The following is a 21,744-nucleotide window of genomic DNA, read 5'->3' as shown; positions in this document are numbered from 1 at the left end:
CGCCACCGTGTGCCTCTAAGCCGGCTCGTTCCGAGCCCTACTCCGCGGCGGGGTGCACGATGTTCCTCGGCGTTGGTGCCGCATCCGCAGCTTCGTGATGACCGGCGGTCTCCGCATCCTCACTATGCACGATCAGCCGCTTTCCAAAACGCCAGATCAGGGCGCCGAGATCGTCCATCACCATGAACATCGCGGGCACGAACACCAGCGACAGGATGGTCGAGAAGATCAGGCCGCCGATCACCGCGAGCGCCATCGGCGAGCGGAACTCGCCGCCGGCGCCGACCGCGAGCGCGCTCGGCATCATGCCGGCGGCCATCGCGATCGTGGTCATCACGATCGGGCGGGCGCGCTTCATGCCGGCGTCGATCATGGCCTCGTCGCGCGGCTTGCCGGCGTGGATGGCTTCGATGGCGAATTCCACCAGCATGATCGCGTTCTTGGTGACGATGCCCATCAGCATCAAAATGCCGATCCACACCGGCGTGGTGAGCTGCTTGCCGGTGATGAGCAGGGCCGCAATCGCGCCGCCGATCGAGAGCGGCAACGAAAACAGGATGGTGATCGGCTGGAGGAAGGTGCCGAACAGCAGCACCAGGACTGCATAGACCATCATCAGACCGGCGGTGATGGCGGTGGCGAAGCCACCTGACAGCTCGGCCAGGCTTTCAGCGTCACCCGAGGGGTTCACCTTCACGCCCGGTGGCAGGCTCTTCTTCACCGGCAGATCGTCGATCATCCTGGTCGCATCGCCAAGCGCGGCGGAACCGACGAGGTCGGCGGCGACGGTCGCTTGCCGTTCACGGTCGTAGCGGTTGATGCTGGTCGGACCCTGGTCGAGCTTGACGTCGGCGATGACCGAGAGCGGCACGCCGCCCTTCTCGCCGTGCTCGCCGAGCGGTACGCGCAACTGCTCGAGCGTCTTCAGATTGCCGCGCGCTGCATCCTCGAGCTGGACGCGGATCGGCACCAGGCGGTCGCCGACGTCGAACTTGGCGAGTGCAGGGCCGACGTCGCCGATGGTCGCGACGCGGATGGTTTGCGACAGACTTTCGGTCGAGACGCCGAGCCGTGCGGCGAGATCGGCGCGCGGCTCGACGCGCAGCTCGGGCCGTTCCAGCGTGGTTTCCGAGATCACGTTAGAGATAATCCGAATCCGCTTCATCTGCGTCGCGAGTTCGCTGGCGACATTGTTGACGATATTGGCGTCGGCGCCGGTGACGACGAGCGCGATCGCGCGCAGCCCGTTCTCGTCGAGGAACCAGAAACGGATGTCGGGAACGTTTTCCAGCTCCTGGCTGATCGAGAATTCGAGCTCGCGCTGGGTGATGTCGCGATCGGCCTTGGGCGTGTAGTTGATGATCAGGGAGGCGCGCCGGACTTCCTGGGTACCCGGTGGAACGCGTCCGCCATCGACGAAGATGCTCTTCACTTCGGAGCGCTTGCGCAGGCGCGCGACGATGTCCTCGGTGACCTTTTCGGTGTAGGCGAGCTGAGTGCCCGGCGGCAGCTCGAGGGCGAGCAGCGAGCGCGCGCTGTCCTGCGCCGGCAGGAAGCCCTGCGGCAGCAGCGTGATGCTCCAGATCGAGGCGGCGAAGATGCCGAAGCCGATCAGCACCGTGATGAAATAGTGCTTCACCGACCAGGCTACGATCCCGTGATAGGACCGCAGCACGCGCCCGGGCGGCGGCTCCTCGTGATTGCCGTGCTTGAGGAAGTAGGCAGCTAGTACCGGCGTCACGAAGCGCGCCGCAAGCAGCGAGAAGAACACCTGTACCGAGACGGTGATGCCGAACTGTTTGAAGAACTGTCCGGCGATTCCCGACATGAAGCTCGCGGGCGCGAAGATTGCGATGATGGTCAGTGAAATCGCGATCACCGCGAGGCCGATCTCGTCGGCGGCTTCCAGCGCGGCACGGTACGGCGATTTGCCCATGTTCATGTGCCGGACGATGTTCTCGATCTCGACGATGGCGTCGTCCACGAGAATACCCGTCGACAGCGTGATGGCGAGGAAGCTGACGAGGTTCAGCGAGAAGCCGAGCAGGTCCATCGCCCAGAACGCCGGGAAGATCGACAGCGGCAGCGAGATCGCGGCGATGATGGTGGCGCGCAAATCCCGCAGGAACAGCAGCACGATGACCACGGCCAGGATGGCGCCTTCGAACAGGGTCGAGATCGCCGCCTCGTAATTGCCCTTGGTGTATTCGACCGAAGTGTCGATCACCTTGAGGTCGACGTCGGGGTAGGCGGCCTTGAGCACGTCGATCCGCTTCTGAACGGCGGCTGCGACCACCACGTCGCTGGCGCCCTTGGATCGCTTGATGCCGAGCGCGACGATCGGCTCGCCGTTGAAGCGGGCGAAGGTGCGGCGGTCGGCGATGGTGTCGGTCACGGTGCCGAGGTCGTCGAGCCGGACCTCGCCGCCGCCGAACAGCGGGATCATGGTGCCGGCGAGATCGCCCAGCGTCTTGGCGCCGGCGAGGGTACGGATTGCCTGGTCGTTCTTGCCGATCTCGGCGCGGCCGCCGGCGACATCGACATTGGTGCCGCGCAGGCTCTGGCTGACATTGACGGCGGTCAACCCCATCGCCTGCAAGCGGTCGGGATCGAGCGAGACCAGGATCTCGCGCTCGACACCGCCGATGCGCTCGACCTGGGCGACGCCGCGCACGCCCTGCAGCGCGCGCTTGACGACGTCGTCGACGAAATAAGAGAGCTGCTCCGGCGTCTTGCCGGGCGAGATTGCGGCGTAGGTGACGATCGGCAGGCCGATCACGTCGACGCGCTGGATCAGCGGCTCGGTGACGTTCTGCGGCAGGTTGGAGCGCACCCGCGTCACTGCGTCCTTGACGTCGTTGAGCGCACGGTCGGTGTTGGTTTCCAGCGCGAACTGGATGGTGGTCACGGACAGGCCGTCGGTGATCTGCGAGGTGATGTGCCGGACGCCCTCCACGCCGGACACGGCATCTTCGATCGTCTTTGTGATCTGGGATTCAAGCTCGGCTGGCGCCGCGCCGAATTGCGACACTGCGACCGAGATGACGGGAATGTCTGCCGATGGCAGCCTCGTTACCGCGAGCTTGGTGAAGGAGGTCCAGCCGAGGATCAGGAGGATGATCGAAAACACCACCGACGGCAGCGGATTCCGGATCGACCATGCCGAGATATTGAGAGCCATTAGCGTACCCGCGTGCGATCGAGTTCATCGGCGAACATGGTCTTGATCTGGTCGCCGTCATGCAGCGAAGAGCCGGCGTCGGCCACGACGATTTCGCCGACATCGAGCCCTTCCAGGATTTCCGTGGCGGTGTCGGACGTCAGTCCGACCCGCACCTTGCGCGTTTCAACAATGTTGCCTTTGACGACCTGCACGGTGAGATGGTCGATCGCGGTCTTGGGAACCGCGACGCCGCAGCTTCGCTTGGCGTCGATGGACGCGCGGGCGAATGCGCCGACCTTCAGCGAGGGATTGTTGGTGACGCTGATGCGGACGCGGCCGAGTTGCGTGGCGCGGTCGATTTCGGGCGCGACCAGCCGGACCCGCCCGATCAGATCGGGCGCGTCGTCGCGGCTGATGCGGACGGTGGCGCCGACGCTGAGCTTGGGCATGTGCACGGCCGGGACCTGGGCGTCGAGCTCGATCTCGTTGTTGACGGCGATGCGGAACATAGGGCCGGCCTGCGGCGAGGCGGGCGCGCCGACGATGGTGCGCACCTCGGTGACGAGGCCCGGCGCAGGCGCCTTCAGCGAGATCGGGCCTTGCGGACCGGGTCGCTGCGGCTGGCCCGGGATCTGCGGCGGCGCCGTCAGGCGCGCCAGTTCCTGATTGTCGGTGACCATGGTGCCTTCGGTGACGAACAGGTCGGTGACCCTGGATCCCTCCTGGTCGGCGACGACCACGGCCTCGCGGCGCGGTACGAAGAAGCCGGTCACGCGGACGAGGTCGGAGAAGCAGGCATTGGTCGACTTCGTCACGATGACGAGCGCCTCGCCCGGCGTTTCCTTCGCCTCGGGGCGCTTCCGATGCTCGAACAGATAATAGCCGACGCCGAGGGCCACGACGAAGACCACGGTTCCGGCCGGCTTGAGATAGTCGGAGAGGTTCATCGCCGGATCATCCTGGCCTGGCTCACGGCCGTCCGCACGAGGCCCGCTGAGAGCATTTCCCTGAAACAAAGCAGCGTCCCGCAAGGCTGCGGGACGCGCTTTGGAAGCATGACTTTACACCACATCACGACGGGTCACTTCAAACGATTGCGTCGTGCTTACTTCGATGCGGTGGTCTTGTTTTCCATGTTGACGACCTGCACGCGGCGATTGACCTCCGCCATCGGCTGGCTCGGATCCTTCAGCTTGCTCTTGCCGTAGCCGACCGTGACGAGATCGGTCGCCGTGATGCTGTACTTCTCGACCAGATAGCGCTTGATCGAATCCGCGCGGCGCTCCGACAGATCCTGGTTGTAGCCTTCGCTGCCGGCGGCGTCGGTGTGGCCGGCGACCACGAAGGTCGAGCCCTTCAGGTCGGGGCTGGTCAGCGCGCGGCCGAGCGCCTGGACCGAGGCAAGCGACTTGGTGCTGATATTGGCGGAGTTGTAGTCGAAGGTGATCTCAAGATCGATGTTCGGCTTGTCCTTGGCGACTGAAGCGATTTCCTCGCGCTCGGTCGAGGACAGCGACCGGGTCGAGCGGCCGCGCACGGACTGGATCAGCTTGGTCTCAGCCGCGCTCGGGGCGGGATCGGCTTGCGGGGCGGCGATCGAGAGGCCGCGGGTCAGCGGCTTCTTCGGCGGCGGTGCCAGCGCGCGCACGATCTCGTCCTCGGTGACATTCTTGCTGTTGCCGTCATCGCCGGCGAACGCGAGCGGGATCGTCAGCGACAGAGCGGCGCCGACGGTGATGATGGACAGGATCGCGGTAAATCCTTTTGCAGCCAATCTCATTGCCAGTCCCTCCTGCGCAGCTAACCTGCTTGGTTCCAAAATTCCTGCAATAGGCCCCCCCGGAAAGGCCGCCTGCGGCATCCGTCCATTAGTCGGTCTCGGGCCGCCGAGGGTTCGAGGCGCCTCTGGCCTCAACTCAAAAAAATACTAGCGTACTCCGTAGCTTGCGAATTCCTGAACGATGTTCGGGTCCATCGCCTTGGCATTGGCGATGTCGAGCGCGCCTTCCTGGGCGGAGCCGTTGCGCTGCTTGGCGATGCCCCGTCCGAAGAGCGAGGAGGTCAGGCGCGGGTTGATCCGCAACGCCGCGTCGAAATCGGCGATGGCGTTCTTCACCGCACCCGACTTCAGATTGACGAGCCCCCGACTGTCCAGCGCATCAACGAAGTTCGGGCGCAGCCGCAGCGCCTCGTTGCAATCCTTCAGCGCGCCCTGGAGGTCGCCGATCACGGTGCGGGTCCAGCAGCGGTTGTTGAGCGCCTCGACGTCCTTCGAATTGATCCGGAGCGTGTCGTCGAAGTCCTTAATCGCGAGGTTGTAGGCACCCTTGCTGGCATAAACCTGACCGCGCCGGTACAGCGCGTTCACGTCGTCAGGGTTGGCCGCGATCTTGGCCGTCAGGCCCTTGATGGTGGGGTCCTCTGCCAGCACGGCCGGGTTCGGCCCGCTATCCGCGTTCGGCGCGGGAGCAGGATCGGCCGGTTTCGCCGGTGGCGGCGGCGGGGGCAGGGCGGCCTCGACCTGCGGCTTCGGCGAGGGGGCCGGTGCGGGCGGAGCCGCAGGAGCTGCAACCGGATCGGCCGGCTTCGGCGGCGGAGGCGGTGATGGCGGTGCCGGCGGCGGGTTGTTGGCGACCACCGGCGGCGGCGCGGGAGGCGGCGGTGCCGCCGCTGAAGGGCGCGACCCGGCAGCACCCGGAATGAACGAGAAATCTTCGGCCAATGAAGAGGATATCCACGGCACCTGCTCGCCGCGCGAGGCGCGGGTGACGCCCATCTTGGTGCGGTTCAGCGTTTCCTCGGCCATCAGGTCGGGGACGCGGATTTCCTTGAGCAGTTCCTGGACGAACAGGCTGTGCTCGCCGCCGGCATCCGACACCACCGAGGCCAGCGCCGCCGAATACATCACTAGCGTGCCGTTCGGCGCGATAACGGGCGTCAGGCCGGCCGAGAAACTGCGGAACCGGCGTTCGAACGGGTTGCGCCTGGAGGCGTCGACCAGCGCGATCTTGACGCCGGCGCCGCGGGTGTTGAGCTCGCCGAGCACGGTCTCGAGGCTGACGCCGTCGCGGCGCACGTCGGATTCGGTCCAGATCTGTGCATCGATCGGCAGCAGATAGCTCTGGCGCGCCGACTGGATGCCGAAACCGCTGAAGAACACCAGCGCCACCGAGCCCGGCTTGATCTTGCCGTAGAGCTTGTCGAAGGCGCGGCGCATGCCGTCGCCGGTCAGGTTCTCGCCGATCTCGACGGAAAAGCCGTCGCGCTTGAGCTCGTCGGCGACGTCGCGCGCGTCATTGAGCGGTTCCTTCAGCGGGGCATCCGCGTCCGGATATTTGGCGTTGCCGATCACCAGCGCAAAGCGGTCGCTGGCGGCCAGGGATGGAGCGGCCGGGACGAGCGAAGCGAGCAAGGGCAGAAGAACAAGGAAGCGAATTTTCATAATGAGCGCGGTCCAGCCAAAAAGGCGCCGTTACCAGCTTGCGCCGCGGCGACCTTAACTTACGCAAAGTGCATTATCAAACCGGGGAAGGAGGGCGTCAACCGCTTGGAGATTCGGCATTATCGCGACAATTGACCGCGATGCGTGGGCGCGCTGCGAGGGGAATGAACGAACTGTCATGGTTGCACTCGACACGACCCGGTTGGGCCTTACGGATGCCATGTTAGTGCAGCGACGGAGACGATAGTGTGATTGGTCTCACATTGCAGGCCTGCTTCTGTCGCAGCGCGCGGCGTTTGACCTTTCCGGCGGACAATGGCTTGGTGCGCGCGATCGTCCCGCAAGATCCAACATAGAAAAAGCAAGAGCCATGGGAAACGCCTACGAAATCTACGCCCTGCGCTATGCGACGATGTCGCCGCGCACACCCGCCATGAACTTCCTGTCGCCGCCCGATCCGCATGACAGCGCGGCGCAGGACCTCGACTATTTCGTCTGGCTGATCCGTGGTGGCGGCCGGGAGATCCTGGTCGATACCGGCTTCAATGCCGAGGAGGCGAGCGCGCGGGCGCGCAAGCTGACGCTTGATCCGGTCGATGCGCTGGAGCGCTTTGGCGTCGCGGCATCGAGCATTCGCGACATTATCGTGACGCATCTGCATTACGACCACGCCGGCAATCTCGATCGCTTCCCGAATGCGCGCTTCCATCTCCAGGAGCGCGAGATGGCCTACGCGACGGGCCGCTGCATGTGCAACGGACTGCTGCGACATCCGTTCTCGGTCGAACACGTCACGCAGATGGTGCGCCATGTCTATGGTGAGCGCGTCAATTTCTATTCGGGCGACGGCGAGATCGCGCCCGGAGTGACCGTGCACCGCGTCGGGGGCCATTCCGATGGCCTGCAGGTGGTCAAGGTCGAGACCGCGCGCGGGCCGGTGGTGCTGGCGTCCGATGCCGCGCATTACTACGCCAATCTGCAGCGCCGGAGCCCGTTTCCGATCGTCTACAATGTCGGCGACATGGCGGTCGGCTGGGAGACGATCGAGCGCCTCGCCGGCCATCCTGACAGGTTCATTCCCGGCCACGATCCGATCGTGACCGAAATCTATCCGCGCGCCAGCGACAAGGTCGATGCCTGGGCCCTACATCTGCCGCCGTCGCGGTCGTTTGCGAAGTGATCAATACGCCTGCTTGGCGTCGGCCTCTTCGCTGGTCTGGATCAAATCGAGACTCTGCTCGATCTTGCCGAGCAGCGCGGATAGCTGCTTGCGCTCCTGCGCGGAGAGGCAGGCGAGGATCTCGTCTTCCCGCCGCAGCAATTGCGGGAACAGCTCCTCGTAAAGTGCGCGGCCTTTCTTCGTCAGTTGCAGACGGAATTCGCGGCGGTCGGCTTCGTTCTCGACCCGCTCGATCAGTTGTTCATGCAACAGCGTGGTCACCGCGCGGCTGATGGTGGATTTGTGCGTGCGGGTGCATTGCGAGATGTACTGCGCGCTGCAGGCATCGTTGCGGAAGCCGAGCGTCGCGATCACGCGCCAGGCCGGAATGTCGAGGCCGTGACGTTCCTGATATTCGACCGCGAGCGCGGAGCTCACCTCCGCCGCGAGCCGGTTGAGGCGGAACGGCAGGAACCTGAACAGATCGAGCCGCGCCTTCGGTTGCGGCGAGGCCCCGTCCATCTCTCGTCGCTTCAGCGCCGGATCGCTGGATGTTCTCGCCAAGGCTTGCGCTCCGAATTCCAGTTGACGGCCGGCCGGCGCCGGTCCAAAATAGTTGCACGTGAGACTATCTAGCAGATCAGTCCGCTCCTGACCAGAGCCGAGGTTAGTGCATGGCGCAGGCCAATACGTATCAGGCCAAATCCCAGTTCGGCTATCGCCGCCACCCCGATCAGGACCGCCCCGGCCAAAGCCCGGCCGAGCACCCGGTCGTAGTCGTCGGCGCGGGCCCGGTCGGACTGTCGCTGGCGATTGATCTGGCCCAGCGCGGTCAGCGCGTCGTCCTGCTGGATGATGCCGACCGCATCGGCGAAGGCTCGCGCGCGATCTGCTTCTCAAAACGGTCGCTGGAATATTGGGACCGGCTCGGCGTCGCCGACCGCATGGTCGAGAAGGGCGTGGTGTGGAGCGTCGGCCGCATCTTTCATGGCGAGTCGCAGCTCTATCAGTTCAATCTGCTGCCGGAGGACGGCCACAAGCGGCCGGCCTTCATCAACCTTCAGCAATATTACGCCGAGGCTTATCTGGTCGATCGCATCAGCGATCTGCCTGCGATTGACCTGCGCTGGCGCAACAAGGTGACGGCGCTCGAGCAACGCAACGATTCCGTCGCGCTGACGATCGAAACGCCCGAGGGCGCCTATCGCCTGCACGCGCAATATGTCGTCGCCTGCGATGGCGCCCGCTCCTCGCTGCGGCAGATGGTTGGCGCCGACTTCGCTGGCCAGGTGTTCGAAGACCAGTTCCTGATCGCCGACGTCAAGATGACCGCGGAATTCCCGACCGAACGCTGGTTCTGGTTCGATCCGCCGTTTCATGCGGGACGCTCGGCGCTCTTGCACAGGCAGCCCGACGGCGTCTGGCGCATCGATCTCCAACTCAACCGCTACGCCGATCCCACGGTCGAAAAGAAGCCCGAGAACGTGCGGCCGCGGATCGCGCGCATGCTCGGGCACGACAAGTTCGAGTTTGAATGGATTTCGCTCTACAAATTCCAGTGTCGCCGGATGGACCGCTTCCTCCACGGTCGCGTGATTTTTGCGGGCGATTCCGCGCATCAGGTCTCACCCTTCGGCGCGCGCGGTGCGAACTCGGGACTCGAGGACGCGGAAAATCTTTCCTGGAAGCTCGATCGCGTGCTGCGCGGCACCTCGCCCGCGAGCCTGCTCGAAAGCTATCACGTTGAGCGGAGCCTTGCGGCCGATGAGAACATCCGCGAGTCCACCCGCTCGACCGATTTCATGGCGCCGAATTCGCACCAGGAAGCGCGGCTGCGCAAGGCCGTGCTGTCGCTGGCCAAGGAAACGGAGTTCGGCAAGCGCATGGTCAATGGCGGCCGGCTGTCGGTGCCGTGCAGCTATGATTCGCCGCTATCGTCACCCGATGCTGATGCGTGGGACGCTGGCCCGCGGCCCGGCTGTTCCATGCTCGATGCGCCCCTTGGCCAGCAGGTCTATCTAACGGATGCCTTCCGCAAGGGTGGAACGGACTTCACCTTGCTATCGTTCAGCAATGGCGCCGCAATCGACGCGCCCGATGGCGTGAAGGGCATCTGCATCGGCGGCGAGGGCGGACTTGCCGATCCCTCGGGCCTCGTCACGAAACGCTACGACGCCGAGCCGGGTGCGGCCTATCTGCTCAGGCCCGATGGCTATGTCGCGGCGCGCTTCCGCCACCCGACGCGCGACGCGATCGCCGTCGCGCTATCGCGGGCTCAAGGTTTGAATTGAGGTTTCGTATGCCGCTCTCCACCAGTTCCAACTTCGCGCGGCCCGATGACGCCTTTCGCGCCATCGTCGAGGCGCATCGTGGCCTCACGGAGGAGCAGAGCGCCGATTTCGATGCGGCGCTGGTCCTGATCCTCGCCAACCATATCGGCGACATCGACGTGCTGCGGGACGCGCTCGTGCTGGCGAAACGCCGCATGATCGACGGCCAGCAGCAACAACAGCAACAACAATAACCCAAGACTTGAGGATGAATTGATGGCGAAGAACTTCGCGTCCACCGGCGATCTCTCCGAGAAGACAATCACCTTCTCCGAGATCGGTACCGATCTCTACGCCTTCACCGCCGAGGGCGATCCCAACACCGCGATCATCGTCGGCGACGACGGCTGCCTGGTGTTCGACGCGCAGTCGACGCCGGCGATGGCCAACAAGGTGATAGAGCGTGTCCGCACCGTCACCGACAAGCCGATCAAATATGTCGTGCTGTCGCATTATCACGCGGTGCGCGTGCTCGGCGCCTCAGCCTACAAGGCACAGGGTATTGTGGCCTCGCAGGAGACCTATCGGTTGATCGAGGAGCGCGGCCAGCAGGATTGGGATTCCGAATATGGCCGCTTCCCGCGCCTGTTCCAGGATGCCGAGAGCATCCCCGGCCTGACGTGGCCGACGCTCACTTTCGAAGGCGAGATGTCGATCTATCTCGGCAAGCGTGAGGTGCGTCTGATGCAGCTTGGCGCCGGCCACACTTCGGGCGACATCGTAGCCTGGGTGCCGGATGCCGAAGTCATGTTCTCCGGCGATCTCATCGAATATCACTCGGCCTGCTATTGCGGTGATGCGCATTTGCGCGAATGGCCGCTGACGCTGAACGAGATCCGCAACTTCAATCCCAAGGCGATCGCGCCGGGTCGCGGCGATGCGCTGAAGGGCGTCAGCACGGTGCGCGAAGCGATCGCGATGACGCGCGACTTCGTCACCTCGCTCTATGGCGCAGCCGAAATCTCGGTCGCCAAGGGCCGCACGCTGAAGGAATCGATGGCCGCGACGCGCGAAGTGATGGATCCGAAATTTTCCAGCTTCGCCATCTACGAGCATTGCCTGCCGTTCAACGTGTCGCGCGCCTATGACGAGGCGTCCGGTATCGACGATCCCGTGATCTGGACTGACAAGCGCGACCAGGAAATGTGGGCGAACTTGCAAGGAGGAGGATAGTTATGAACATCAATACCTCGCCTGATCAGATCATCCGCAGCTCGGCCCAGGTGACGCCGGGCTACATGTCCGGCTTCGGCAATAGTTTTGAGACCGAGGCACTGCCGGGCGCGCTGCCGATCGGGCGCAACTCGCCGCAACGCTGCGCCTACGGGCTCTATGCCGAGCAGCTCTCGGGCTCGCCCTTCACCGCGCCGCGGGGCACCAACGAGCGCTCCTGGCTCTATCGCATCCGCCCCTCGGTGAAGCATTCCGGCCGTTTCGAGAAGGCCGATGGCGGCTTGTGGCGGTCGGCGCCGTGTCATGAATATGATCTGCCGATCGCGCAATTGCGCTGGGACCCGGCGCCGATCCCGAAGGAGGACACGACCTTCCTGCAGGGCGTACAGACCATGACGACGGCCGGCGACGTCAACACGCAGGCCGGCATGGCTGCGCATATCTACCTCATCACCAAGTCGATGGTGGACCAGCACTTTTATAATGCCGACGGCGAGCTGATGTTCGTGCTCCAGCAGGGCGTCTTGCGCCTCGTGACCGAGTTCGGACGCATCGACGCCGAGCCCGGCGAGATCGTGGTGATCCCGCGCGGCGTCAAGTTTCGCGTGGAGATCCCGAACGGGCCGGCGCGCGGTTATCTCTGCGAGAACTACGGCGGCGCCTTCACGCTGCCGGAGCGTGGCCCGATCGGCGCCAATTGCCTTGCGAACGCACGCGACTTCCTCACGCCGGTTGCGCATTACGAGGACAAGGACACGCCGACCGAGCTGTTTGTGAAATGGGGCGGCGCTCTGTTCAAGACGACACTGCCGCATTCGCCGATCGACGTCGTCGCCTGGCACGGCAATTACGCGCCCTACAAATACGATCTGCGCACGTTCTCGCCGGTGGGTGCGATCGGCTTCGATCATCCCGATCCCTCGATCTTCACGGTGCTGACCTCGCCGTCGGAGACCGCGGGCACGGCGAATATCGACTTCGTGATCTTTCCCGAGCGCTGGATGGTGGCCGACAATACGTTCCGTCCGCCCTGGTATCACATGAACATCATGAGCGAGTTCATGGGCCTGATCTACGGCGTCTACGACGCCAAGCCGCAAGGCTTTGTCCCGGGCGGCATCAGCCTGCACAATTGCATGCTGCCGCACGGCCCCGACCGCGACGCCTTCGAGCACGCCAGCAATGGCGAGTTGAAGCCGGTGAAGCTGACGGGGACCATGGCCTTCATGTTCGAGACCCGCTACCCGCAGCGCGTGACAGCGCACGCCGCGAATGCGTCGACGCTTCAGGACGACTACGCGGATTGCTGGAAGGGCCTGGAGAAACGGTTCGATCCCAACAAGCCGTAGTCTCTCTTACCCTCCCTGGAGGGGGAGGGTCGCTACGCATGCAGCGAAGCGAAATGCGTAGCGGGGTGGGGTGACGGTCTCTCCGCAAGGAACACTGCCCGTGTTGAGAGATCACCCCACCCCGTCTCATATTTCGCTGCGCTCAATTTGAGCCGACCCTCCCCCTCCAGGGGAGGGTGACACCGTCACCGCTGCGCCACGGGAAACCAATGCCCCACCCCAATGACCCCAGCCTCCGCTCCTTCATCGAGGTCGATCCCGCCTCCGACTTCCCGATCCAGAACCTGCCCTACGGCGTGTTCTCGACCGCGGCCAATCCGACGTCACGCGTTGGTGTTGCGATCGGCAATTATGTGCTCGATCTCTGGGAGCTTGAGCAGGATTCGCGCCTCGACGTCGGGCCGCTCGGCGTATTCGCCGGGGGCTCGCTTAATCCCTTCATGGCGCTGGGGCCAAAGGTCTGGGCGAAGACGCGGGCACGAATCAGCGAGCTGCTGCGGCACGATCATCCGGAGCTGCGCGACAACGAGGAACTGCGCCAGCAGGCCCTGGTGCCGATGCACGATGCAAAACTGCATCTGCCGTTCGCCGTCTCCGGCTACACCGACTTCTATTCCTCGAAAGAGCACGCCACCAATGTCGGCGTGATGTTTCGCGGCAAGGACAATGCGCTGCAGCCGAACTGGTTGCATATGCCGATCGGCTATAACGGCCGCGCCTCCACTGTTGTCGTGAGCGGCACCAAGGTGAAGCGGCCGCGCGGTCAGCTGAAGCCGCCGAATGTGGACGTGCCGAGCTTTGGCCCGTGCAAGCGGCTCGATTTCGAGCTGGAGATGGGCGTCGTTGTCGGCCAGCCCTCAGCCATGGGCGGCATGCTGACCGAGCAACAGGCCGAGGAGATGATCTTCGGCTTTGTGCTGCTCAACGACTGGAGCGCGCGCGATATCCAGCAATGGGAATATGTGCCGTTGGGTCCGTTCCTTGCCAAGGCGTTCGCGACCTCGATCAGCCCGTGGGTGGTGACGCGCGAGGCGCTGGAGCCGTTCCGCCTGAAGGGACTGGAGCAGGAGCCGGTGCCGCTCGACTATCTCAGGCAGGACAAGCCGCAGAACTACGATCTGGAGCTCGATGTCGCCTTGCGCGCCGCCGGCGCCAACGCGCCCGCGAACATCAGCCGCACCAATTTCAAGTACATGTACTGGTCCTCAGTGCAGCAGCTGATGCACCACGCCTCGAGCGGTTGCGCGATGAATGTCGGCGATCTCCTTGGCAGCGGCACCATCTCCGGCCCGGAGAAGAACCAGCGCGGCAGCCTGTTGGAGATCAGCTGGAACGGCACCGAGCCGGTCGAACTGCCCGGCGGCACCAAGCGCACGTTCCTTGAGGACGGCGACAGCCTCGTCATGCGCGGCTGGTGTCAGGGCAACGGCTATCGCGTTGGATTCGGCGAGGTCGAGGGAACGATTTTGGCGGCGGAGTAGGCCCGCGTCTTCTCCACATTCTCCGTCATTGCGAGGAGCTCTTGCGACGAAGCAATCCAGACCGTCACTGCGGCGGCAGTCTGGATTGCTTCGCTGCGCTCGCAATGACGGGGAGAGAGCTACCGCTTCTCCGGCGCCAAGTCCTTGACCCGCGCGCAATGCGCCGCGACGTCCTCGTGGCTGTACTTCAAATGCACCCGCTTGTCCGACGGCGCCTGCCTGGTCGTGCACACACCCGGTCGCCATTCCTGCGTCGGCCTGATCGGGCGCGGAGCAAAGCCGCCGCCGCAGTTCGGGCAGACGTTGGAAAGCTTTGTCTCCACGCACTCCGCACAGAACGTGCACTCATACGAGCAGATCCGCGCATCTGTTGCGCTTGGCGGCAGGTCGCGGTCGCAATATTCGCAGTTCGGTCGGAGCTGGAGGGCCATGAATGAGTCTCCCGGATTGGGCGGATCATCGCAGATCGCGCCTGCGGCGCGAATGGCGTAGTTCCCTCGATTTCAGCCAGCCTTCAAATCCTTCAGCGGCAGCTTTGAACTTTCCTTCAACCTGTCGAGCACGATCGAGGAGCGCACATGCGCCACGCTCTGGTGCGGCATCAGCACGTCGTTGACGAGGTTGGAGAGGCCCTTGAGGTCGCGCAGCACGGCCTTCAGCACGTAGTCGGCATCGCCCGTCAGCGAATAGGCCTCCTGGATCTCGTCGATCCGGTTGACCAGCGTGCGGAAGCGTTTTGAATTGTCGGGCGAGTGGGTCGCAAGCCCGACCTGGATGAAGGCGATCACACCGAAGCCGAGCGCCTCGCTGGAGAGATCGGCGTGGTAGCCGGCGATCACCTTCTCCTCCTCCAGCCGCATCCGCCGGCGCGAGCATTGCGAGGCCGAGAGACCTGCGAGGTCGGCGAGCTCCTGGTTCGTCAAGCGGCCGTCATCCTGGAGCGCGCTCAGGATCTTGAGGTCGAAGGTGTCTACCGGAATCATGCGTCATTTGCCCGTTTCGTGCACAAATCGTGCATATTATAGCTAAAGCGCGTGTCGTTTGCACGCTCCTTGCGCGTCTCATGAAGGATAGTTCCTTCCAGGCAGCAATTGGAGAGCACCATGGGTCCGTTTCCGCACGATGCACCGCCGGCCACGATCACTGCCGACAATCCGATGGGCACCGACGGGTTCGAGTTCGTCGAATATGCGCACCCCAATCCGGAAGAGCTGCATGCCCTGTTCAAGCTGATGGGCTATGCGCCTGTCGCGCGCCACAGGACCAAGACAATCACGGTCTATCGCCAGGGCGACATCAACTATCTGGTCAATGAGGAGCCCGGCACCCACGGTTTCGACTTCGTCGCCGCACACGGCCCCTGCGCGCCGTCGATGGCGTTTCGCGTGGTCGATGCGAAGGCGGCTTATGACCGCGCGATTTCGCTCGGTGCGGAGCCTGCGGATGTGTCATCGGCGCAGAAGACGCTCGATGTCCCCGCCATCAAGGGCATCGGCGGCAGTTTGCTTTATTTTGTCGATCGCTATGGTGCTAAGGGCTCGGCCTATGATGCCGAGTTCGAATGGCTGGATGCGCGCGATCCGCGGCCGGTCGGTGCCGGCCTGTTTTATCTCGACCATCTCACCCACAATGTTCATCGCGGCCGCATGGATGTGTGGACGGGCTTCTACGAAAAGCTCTTCAACTTCCGCCAGATCCGCTTCTTCGACATCGAGGGCCGCGCCTCGGGCCTGTTCTCGCGCGCGCTGACCAGCCCCGACGGCAAGATCCGGATTCCGATCAACGAGGACGCCGGCGATTCCGGCCAGATCGAGGAATATCTGAAGATCTATCGCGGCGAGGGCATCCAGCACATCGCCTGCGGCTGCCGCGAGATCCACGGCACGATCGAAGGCCTGCGCGAGGCCGGCCTGCCCTTCATGCCGTCACCGCCAAACACCTATTTCGAGAAGGTCGATGCGCGGCTGCCAAAGCACGGCGAGGACGTCGCACGTCTTCAGAAGAACGGCATCCTGATCGACGGCGAGGGCGTGGTCGACGGCGGCCAGACCAAGGTGTTGCTCCAGATCTTCTCGGCCAACGCGATCGGGCCGATCTTCTTCGAGTTCATCCAGCGCAAGGGCGACGACGGCTTTGGCGAGGGTAATTTCAAGGCCCTGTTCGAGTCGATCGAGGAGGATCAGATCCGGCGTGGGGTGCTGAAGGTGGAGGACGCGGCGTAGGCCGTCAGCCGAGCTGCCGTAGGGTGGGCAAAGCGAAGCGTGCCCACCACCTTTATCGGATTTGTGGAGAGATGGTGGGCACGGCGCTGCGGGCCTTTGCCTACCCTACGGCAACGTGCGCCGTGGTTACTTCCCCGCCTTCCACGCAGCCGTCACCGCCGCAATCTCGGCCCCTTCCGGCTCGCGCACCGCCGACGGTGTCCGCGAGAATCTTGGCGCCGGCGCGGGCTGTTTCACGCCGTGGCGCTCGATGAAGACCTCGCGCGCGACCATGTGCGGATGCTCGGTCGCTTCCGACATGGTCAGCACCGGCGCGAAGCAGATGTCGGTGCCTTCCATGATCTTGCACCAGTCCTCGCGCGTCTTGCTCTTGAACACCGCCTTCAGCTTCTCTTTCAGCGCGGGCCAGGCCTTGGGGTCCATCTGCGCGTCGAAATCGGGGTCGATGAGGCCGGCGTGCTCGCGCAGCAGCGCGTAGAACTGCGGCTCGATCGAGCCGATCGAAACGAAATTGCCGCAGGCGCATTCATAGACGCCATAGAAGTGGGCGCCGCCATCCAGGAAATTGCGGTTGCGGCCTTCAGTCCAGCGGCCGATCGTTTTCATGTCGAAGAAGAACGACATCAGCGATGCCGCACCGTCGCACATTGCGGTGTCGACCACCTGGCCCCTGCCGGACTTTTGCGCCTCAAGCAGCGCTGCGAGCACGCCGACGACCATATACAGCGCGCCGCCGCCGAAATCGCCGACCAGATTGAGCGGCGGCACCGGCGCTTCCTTAGGTCCGATCGCGGCGAGCGCGCCGGTGATGGAGATGTAGTTGATGTCGTGGCCGGCGGCATTAGCGAGCGGGCCTTCCTGGCCCCAGCCGGTCATGCGGCCGTAGACGAGCTTTGGATTGCGGGCGAGGACGACATCGGGGCCGAGCCCGAGCCGCTCCATCACGCCGGGACGAAAACCTTCGACCAATGCATCGGCGCTCGCAAGCAAGTCGAGCACCTCTGAGATCGCCGCCTTGTCCTTGAGGTCGAGCTCGATCACCTTGCGGCCGCGGCCCGCCACCGACTTCATGCTCTTCTTGGCGCCGACGCGGTCGAGCGTGACGACGTCGGCGCCCATGTCGGCCAGCATCATGCAGGCGAACGGGCCGGGTCCGATGCCGGCGAATTCGACGATGCGGAAGCCCGAGAGCGGGCCGGAGGTGCGGACGGACGCGGAGGGGGCTGATTTATCGAGCACGTTGTTGTTTCCTCGGGTCGCGGGCGGATGCCGGTGATGCGGCGACCGCCTCTGACGTTGCTCTTTGGGGCGAGTTAATTGGCTGATTAACTTTTCCCGCGTTCACGCCAGCGAGACAAGCGCTTTTCATGCCGCATAGCCGAAATAAAACGGCGCGCACCGAAGTGCGCGCCGCGGAAAATTTGCGTCGAGGCGCTATCAGCCCGCCGCAGCCACCGCGCGCTGCGCCATCACCTTGACAAGGTTGGCGCGGTACTCCGCCGTGCCATGGATGTCGGCCAGCAGGTTGCTCGCCGAAATCGTCACGCTGTCGATCGCCGACGGCGACCAGTTCGCCTTCAGCGCGGCTTCGATCGCAGGCACCCGCATCACGCCGCTCTGCGAAGCGCCGGTCGCGGCCACCCGGACTTCGCCCGACTTCGTCTTTGCGACGAACACGCCGGTGAGCGCGAAGCGCGAGGCCGGATGCCGCATCTTCTCGTATCCGGCCTTTTCCGGAACCGGGAACGACACCGCGGTGATGATCTCGCCGTCTTCCAGCGCGGTCGTGAACAGGCCCTGGAAGAAATCCTCCGCCGCGATCGACCGCTTGTTGGTCTTCACGGTGGCGCCGAGCGCGAGCAGCGCGGCGGGATAATCCGCAGCGGGATCGTTGTTGGCGATGGAGCCGCCGATCGTGCCGCGATAGCGCACGGCGGGGTCACCAAGGACCGAGGTGAGATGGGCAATCGCGGGGATCGCCTTCTTCACATCGGCATTCTGCATGATGTCGAAATAGGTCGTGCCTGCCTTGATGGTCAGCACGTCGCCCGAGAGCTCGACGCCCTGAAGCTCCTTGATCTTGCCGAGGTCGATCACATCAGAGGGGCTCGCGAGCCGCTGCTTCATGACCGGCAGCAACGTCTGGCCGCCGGCAAGGAATTTGGACTCAGTGCCTTTTGCGAACAGGCTGACGGCTTCGTCGACCGAGGAAGCGCGATGATAAGTGGTCTGGTACATCTTCGTTCCTCCCTCAAGCCGCGTGGATCGTGCGCCACACCCGGTCAGGGGTAGCGGGCATTTCCAGATTGTTCTTGCCGATCGCATCCGTGATCGCGTTGATCACGGCCGCTGACGCCCCGATCGCGCCGGCCTCACCGCAACCCTTGATGCCCAGCGGATTGCCCGGGCACAGCGTCGTGGTGTGGGAGAGGTTGAACGAGGGCACATCGTCAGCGCGCGGCATGGCGTAGTCCATGAACGAGGCCGTGACCGGCTGGCCGCTGGCGTCGTAGATGGCGTGCTCGAGCAGCGCCTGTCCGATGCCTTGCACAAGGCCGCCATGAACCTGGCCTTCCACGATCATCGGATTGATCAGCCGGCCGAAATCGTCGGCGGCGACGAAGTTGACGAAGGAGGTCTTGCCCGTGCCCGGATCGACCTCGAGTTCGCAGATATAGGCGCCGGCCGGGAAGGTGAAGTTGGAGGGGTCATAGAAGGCGCTTTCCTTCAGGCCCGGCTCCATCCCTTCAGGCAGATTGTGCGCGGTGTAGGCCGCGAGCGCGACCATCGGGAACGCAATCGCCTTGTCGGTCCCGGCCACCTTGAACTCGCCGTTCTCGATGACGATGTCGCCTTCCGACGCTTCAAGGGCGTGCGCCGCGATCTTCTTGGCCTTGGATTCCATCTTCTCCATCGCCTTCAGGATCGCGGTGAGACCTACGGCCGCGGAGCGCGAGCCGTAGGTGCCCATGCCGAACTGCACCTTGTCGGTGTCGCCATGGACGATCGAGACCTGGCTGATGGGAACGCCGAGGCGCTCCGCGACGAGCTGGCAGAACGTGGTCTCGTGGCCCTGGCCGTGGCTGTGCGAGCCCGTCAAGATCTCGATGGTGCCGACCGGGTTGACGCGCACTTCGGCGGATTCCCACAAGCCGACGCCGGCGCCCAGGCTGCCGACAGCCTTGGACGGCGCGATGCCGCAGGCCTCGATGTAGCAGGACACGCCGATGCCGCGCAGCTTGCCTTCCGTCTTTGCCTTAGCCTTGCGCCCGGCAAAGCCGGCATAGTCGATCGCCTTCATCGCGGCGTCGAGCGAGGCGTTAAAGTCGCCGGTGTCGTAGGCCATGATCACGGGCGTCTGGTGCGGGAACTGGGTGATGAAGTTGCTCCGACGCAGCGCGGCAGGATCGACGTTCAATTGCCGCGCGGCTGTTTCCATCAGACGTTCGATCAGGTAGCTCGCCTCGGGACGGCCCGCGCCACGATAGGCGTCGACCGGCGTGGTGTTGGTGTAGACGCCGACCACCTCGGCGTGGATCGCCGGGATGTTGTACTGGCCCGACAGCAGCGTCGCGTAGAGATAGGTCGGCACTGATGACGAGAACAGCGACATGTAGGCGCCGAAATTGGCGTAGGTCTTCACCTTCAACCCGGTGATCTTGTTGTTGGCGTCGAACGCCATCTCCGCATGGGTGACGTGGTCGCGGCCATGCGCATCGGTCAGGAACGCCTCGGTGCGGTCGCCGGTCCATTTGACCGGGCGGCCGACCTTCTTCGAGGCCCAGAGCGCCACCATCTCCTCGGGATAGATGAAGATCTTTGAGCCGAAGCCGCCGCCGACGTCGGGAGCGATCACCCGCAGCTTGTGCTCGGGGGCGATGTTGTAGAACGCCGACAGCACCAGGCGGGCGACGTGCGGGTTCTGCGAGGTCGTATAGAGAGTGAAGTGCTCCTCAGCCTCGTCGTAATCGGCGATCGCCGCGCGCGGCTCCATCGCGTTCGGGGCGAGGCGATTGTTGGTGACGTCGAGTTTCACGACATTGGCGGCCTTGGCGAAGGCGGCGTCCGTCGCGCCCTCGTCGCCGATCACCCAGTCATAGACCTGGTTGCCGGGAGCTTCGGGGTGAAGCTGCGGCGCGCCGGACTTGATGGCGGCGTGGACGTCAGCGACGGCCGGCAGCTCTTCATAGTCCACGACCACGGCTTCGGCGGCGTCGCGCGCGAGGTTCTTGCTGTCGGCGATGACGACCGCGACGGCCTGACCGACGAAGCGCACCGTCTCGGGCGCCATCGCCGGCCATGCGCCCATCTTCATCGGGCTGCCGTCCTTGGACGTGATGGCCCAGCCGCAGATGAGGTTGCCGACCTTGTCGTCGACGATCTGTTGTCCCGTGAGCACCGCGACCACGCCCGGCATCTTCAGCGCGGCGGAGGAGTCTATCCCCTTCACCTTGGCGTGCGCGTGCGGGCTGCGGATGAAATGGGCATGGGTCATGCCCAGCAATTTGATGTCGTCGACGTAGCGGCCCTTGCCGGTAATGAAACGCTTGTCTTCCTTGCGCACGACGCGCGCGCCGATGCCTTCAACACCCATGGCTGGTCCTCCCGACCGGAATTGTTTTGACTGCGCTTTCCCTCGAAAGCAGCAGCGGTGGTTCTTTATTCGAGGCGCGCCGCTTTACTCGGCCGCCTGCGAGACCTTCATGCGTCCGGCTGCATCCAACACGGCTTTGACGATGTTGTGGTAGCCGGTGCAGCGGCAGATATTGCCTTCGAGCTCCTGGCGGACCGTGGTTTCGTCGAGCTGGCCACCATGGCGGTGCACGATGTCGATCGCCGACATGATCATGCCCGGTGTGCAATAGCCGCACTGCAGGCCGTGATTGTCGCGGAACGCGGCCTGCATCGGGTGCAGCTCGTCGCCCTTGGCGATGCCCTCGATGGTGGTGATGTTGGCGCCGTCGGCCTGTCCCGCCAGCATGGTGCAGGATTTGACCGCCTTGCCGTCCATGTGCACGACGCAAGCGCCACACTGGCTGGTGTCGCAGCCGACATGGGTTCCGGTGAGGTTGAGGTGGTCTCGCAGCAGCTGGACCAGCAGCGTGCGGTCCTCGACGTCGACAGCAACGGCCTTGCCGTTCACTGTCAGTTTGACTGTAGACACGGTGAAGTCCTCCCGGGGATTGATTTTGATTGTTTCTAATTAGAGACCGCGGCCCCCGGACTTGGCAACTGGGATTTTGGTTGCTGCGGTCATGGAAAAGTCATCGATCCCGCCGGGGTCGCAATGACTTGGGAGGGCAAGTCGGGGGACTTGCCGTCCGGACCGGCTGGGGGCGTGGGATGCCAGCCGTCATCTCATCGGTCGGCCTTTGGCCGATGAAGCCATGTTCGGACAGGTCTGGATTGCACCAGCGTGCCGAAT

The 21,744-nt window shown here is 64.2% G+C and carries 18 protein-coding genes; 7 read left to right on the top strand and 11 right to left on the bottom strand.

What is annotated here, in order from left to right:
- Window positions 1–37: 37 nt before the first annotated feature.
- The 4 genes from B5V03_RS30470 to B5V03_RS30455 all read right to left on the bottom strand — a co-directional run bounded on the left by B5V03_RS30470 (window position 38) and on the right by B5V03_RS30455 (window position 6,605).
- Window positions 38–3,181: an efflux RND transporter permease subunit gene (locus B5V03_RS30470; protein WP_129274085.1), complete on the bottom strand. Its 3,144-nt coding sequence runs from the start codon at window positions 3,179–3,181 to the stop codon at window positions 38–40.
- Window positions 3,181–4,110 carry an efflux RND transporter periplasmic adaptor subunit gene (locus B5V03_RS30465; RefSeq protein WP_129274084.1) on the bottom strand — a complete coding sequence of 310 codons (930 nt, stop codon included), beginning with the start codon at window positions 4,108–4,110 and terminating at the stop codon, window positions 3,181–3,183. The genes B5V03_RS30470 and B5V03_RS30465 overlap by 1 nt, the downstream gene beginning before the upstream one ends.
- Before the next feature lie 158 nt (window positions 4,111–4,268).
- Entirely contained in the window at window positions 4,269–4,943 is a 675-nt protein-coding gene (locus tag B5V03_RS30460) for an OmpA family protein (protein ID WP_164988390.1), read from the bottom strand.
- A 147-nt stretch (window positions 4,944–5,090) separates the two neighbouring features.
- Window positions 5,091–6,605, bottom strand: coding sequence for a caspase family protein (locus B5V03_RS30455; protein WP_129274082.1), 1,515 nt, complete (start codon window positions 6,603–6,605; stop codon window positions 5,091–5,093).
- A gap of 370 nt (window positions 6,606–6,975) precedes the next feature.
- On the opposite strand from B5V03_RS30455, the gene B5V03_RS30450 reads away from it, so the two are divergent.
- Window positions 6,976–7,785, top strand: coding sequence for an N-acyl homoserine lactonase family protein (locus B5V03_RS30450; protein WP_129274081.1), 810 nt, complete (start codon window positions 6,976–6,978; stop codon window positions 7,783–7,785).
- Here B5V03_RS30450 and B5V03_RS30445 read toward each other — a convergent pair whose 3' ends face one another.
- Window positions 7,786–8,328 carry a MarR family winged helix-turn-helix transcriptional regulator gene (locus tag B5V03_RS30445; RefSeq protein WP_129274080.1) on the bottom strand — a complete coding sequence of 181 codons (543 nt, stop codon included), beginning with the start codon at window positions 8,326–8,328 and terminating at the stop codon, window positions 7,786–7,788.
- 110 nt (window positions 8,329–8,438) lie between these two features.
- On the opposite strand from B5V03_RS30445, the gene B5V03_RS30440 reads away from it, so the two are divergent.
- From B5V03_RS30440 to fahA, 5 genes are all read left to right on the top strand, one after another.
- On the top strand, window positions 8,439–10,055 hold the full coding sequence (locus B5V03_RS30440) for an FAD-dependent oxidoreductase (protein WP_129274079.1): 1,617 nt from the start codon (window positions 8,439–8,441) through the stop codon (window positions 10,053–10,055).
- An 8-nt stretch (window positions 10,056–10,063) separates the two neighbouring features.
- Entirely contained in the window at window positions 10,064–10,288 is a 225-nt protein-coding gene (locus tag B5V03_RS30435) for a DUF2783 domain-containing protein (protein ID WP_129274078.1), read from the top strand.
- 22 nt (window positions 10,289–10,310) lie between these two features.
- Window positions 10,311–11,267: an MBL fold metallo-hydrolase gene (locus tag B5V03_RS30430; protein WP_129274077.1), complete on the top strand. Its 957-nt coding sequence runs from the start codon at window positions 10,311–10,313 to the stop codon at window positions 11,265–11,267.
- 2 nt (window positions 11,268–11,269) lie between these two features.
- Window positions 11,270–12,616 (top strand): homogentisate 1,2-dioxygenase, encoded by a 1,347-nt coding sequence (hmgA, locus tag B5V03_RS30425; protein WP_164988389.1) that lies wholly within the window; start codon window positions 11,270–11,272, stop codon window positions 12,614–12,616.
- Window positions 12,617–12,825: 209 nt separating this feature from the next.
- Window positions 12,826–14,097, top strand: coding sequence for a fumarylacetoacetase (fahA, locus tag B5V03_RS30420; protein WP_129274075.1), 1,272 nt, complete (start codon window positions 12,826–12,828; stop codon window positions 14,095–14,097).
- 119 nt (window positions 14,098–14,216) lie between these two features.
- Here fahA and B5V03_RS30415 read toward each other — a convergent pair whose 3' ends face one another.
- Window positions 14,217–14,528, bottom strand: a complete 312-nt coding sequence (locus tag B5V03_RS30415; RefSeq protein WP_129274074.1) for a DUF1272 domain-containing protein — start codon at window positions 14,526–14,528, stop codon at window positions 14,217–14,219.
- A 72-nt stretch (window positions 14,529–14,600) separates the two neighbouring features.
- Entirely contained in the window at window positions 14,601–15,080 is a 480-nt protein-coding gene (locus B5V03_RS30410) for an Lrp/AsnC family transcriptional regulator (RefSeq protein WP_129274073.1), read from the bottom strand.
- A gap of 120 nt (window positions 15,081–15,200) precedes the next feature.
- On the opposite strand from B5V03_RS30410, the gene hppD reads away from it, so the two are divergent.
- A complete protein-coding gene (hppD, locus tag B5V03_RS30405) occupies window positions 15,201–16,319 on the top strand; it encodes a 4-hydroxyphenylpyruvate dioxygenase (protein WP_129274072.1) in 1,119 nt (372 codons plus the stop codon).
- Window positions 16,320–16,445: 126 nt separating this feature from the next.
- On the opposite strand, the gene B5V03_RS30400 is transcribed toward hppD, so the two are convergent.
- The 4 genes from B5V03_RS30400 to B5V03_RS30385 all read right to left on the bottom strand — a co-directional run bounded on the left by B5V03_RS30400 (window position 16,446) and on the right by B5V03_RS30385 (window position 21,483).
- Complete coding sequence (locus tag B5V03_RS30400) at window positions 16,446–17,558, bottom strand: CaiB/BaiF CoA transferase family protein (RefSeq protein ID WP_129274071.1); 1,113 nt, start codon at window positions 17,556–17,558, stop codon at window positions 16,446–16,448.
- 198 nt (window positions 17,559–17,756) lie between these two features.
- Window positions 17,757–18,557, bottom strand: a complete 801-nt coding sequence (locus B5V03_RS30395; RefSeq protein ID WP_129274070.1) for an FAD binding domain-containing protein — start codon at window positions 18,555–18,557, stop codon at window positions 17,757–17,759.
- A 13-nt stretch (window positions 18,558–18,570) separates the two neighbouring features.
- A complete protein-coding gene (locus B5V03_RS30390) occupies window positions 18,571–20,913 on the bottom strand; it encodes a xanthine dehydrogenase family protein molybdopterin-binding subunit (RefSeq protein WP_129274069.1) in 2,343 nt (780 codons plus the stop codon).
- An 84-nt stretch (window positions 20,914–20,997) separates the two neighbouring features.
- The gene (locus B5V03_RS30385) at window positions 20,998–21,483 is read right to left on the bottom strand and encodes a (2Fe-2S)-binding protein (protein WP_129274068.1); all 486 of its coding nucleotides are present in this window, start codon (window positions 21,481–21,483) and stop codon (window positions 20,998–21,000) included.
- Window positions 21,484–21,744 lie beyond the last annotated feature (261 nt).

It is taken from the genome of Bradyrhizobium betae (genome assembly GCF_004123905.1).
Lineage (GTDB): Bacteria > Pseudomonadota > Alphaproteobacteria > Rhizobiales > Xanthobacteraceae > Bradyrhizobium > Bradyrhizobium betae_A.
Note: the sequence above shows the minus strand (reverse complement) of the source record. Positions and strands in the feature narration are given on the sequence as shown.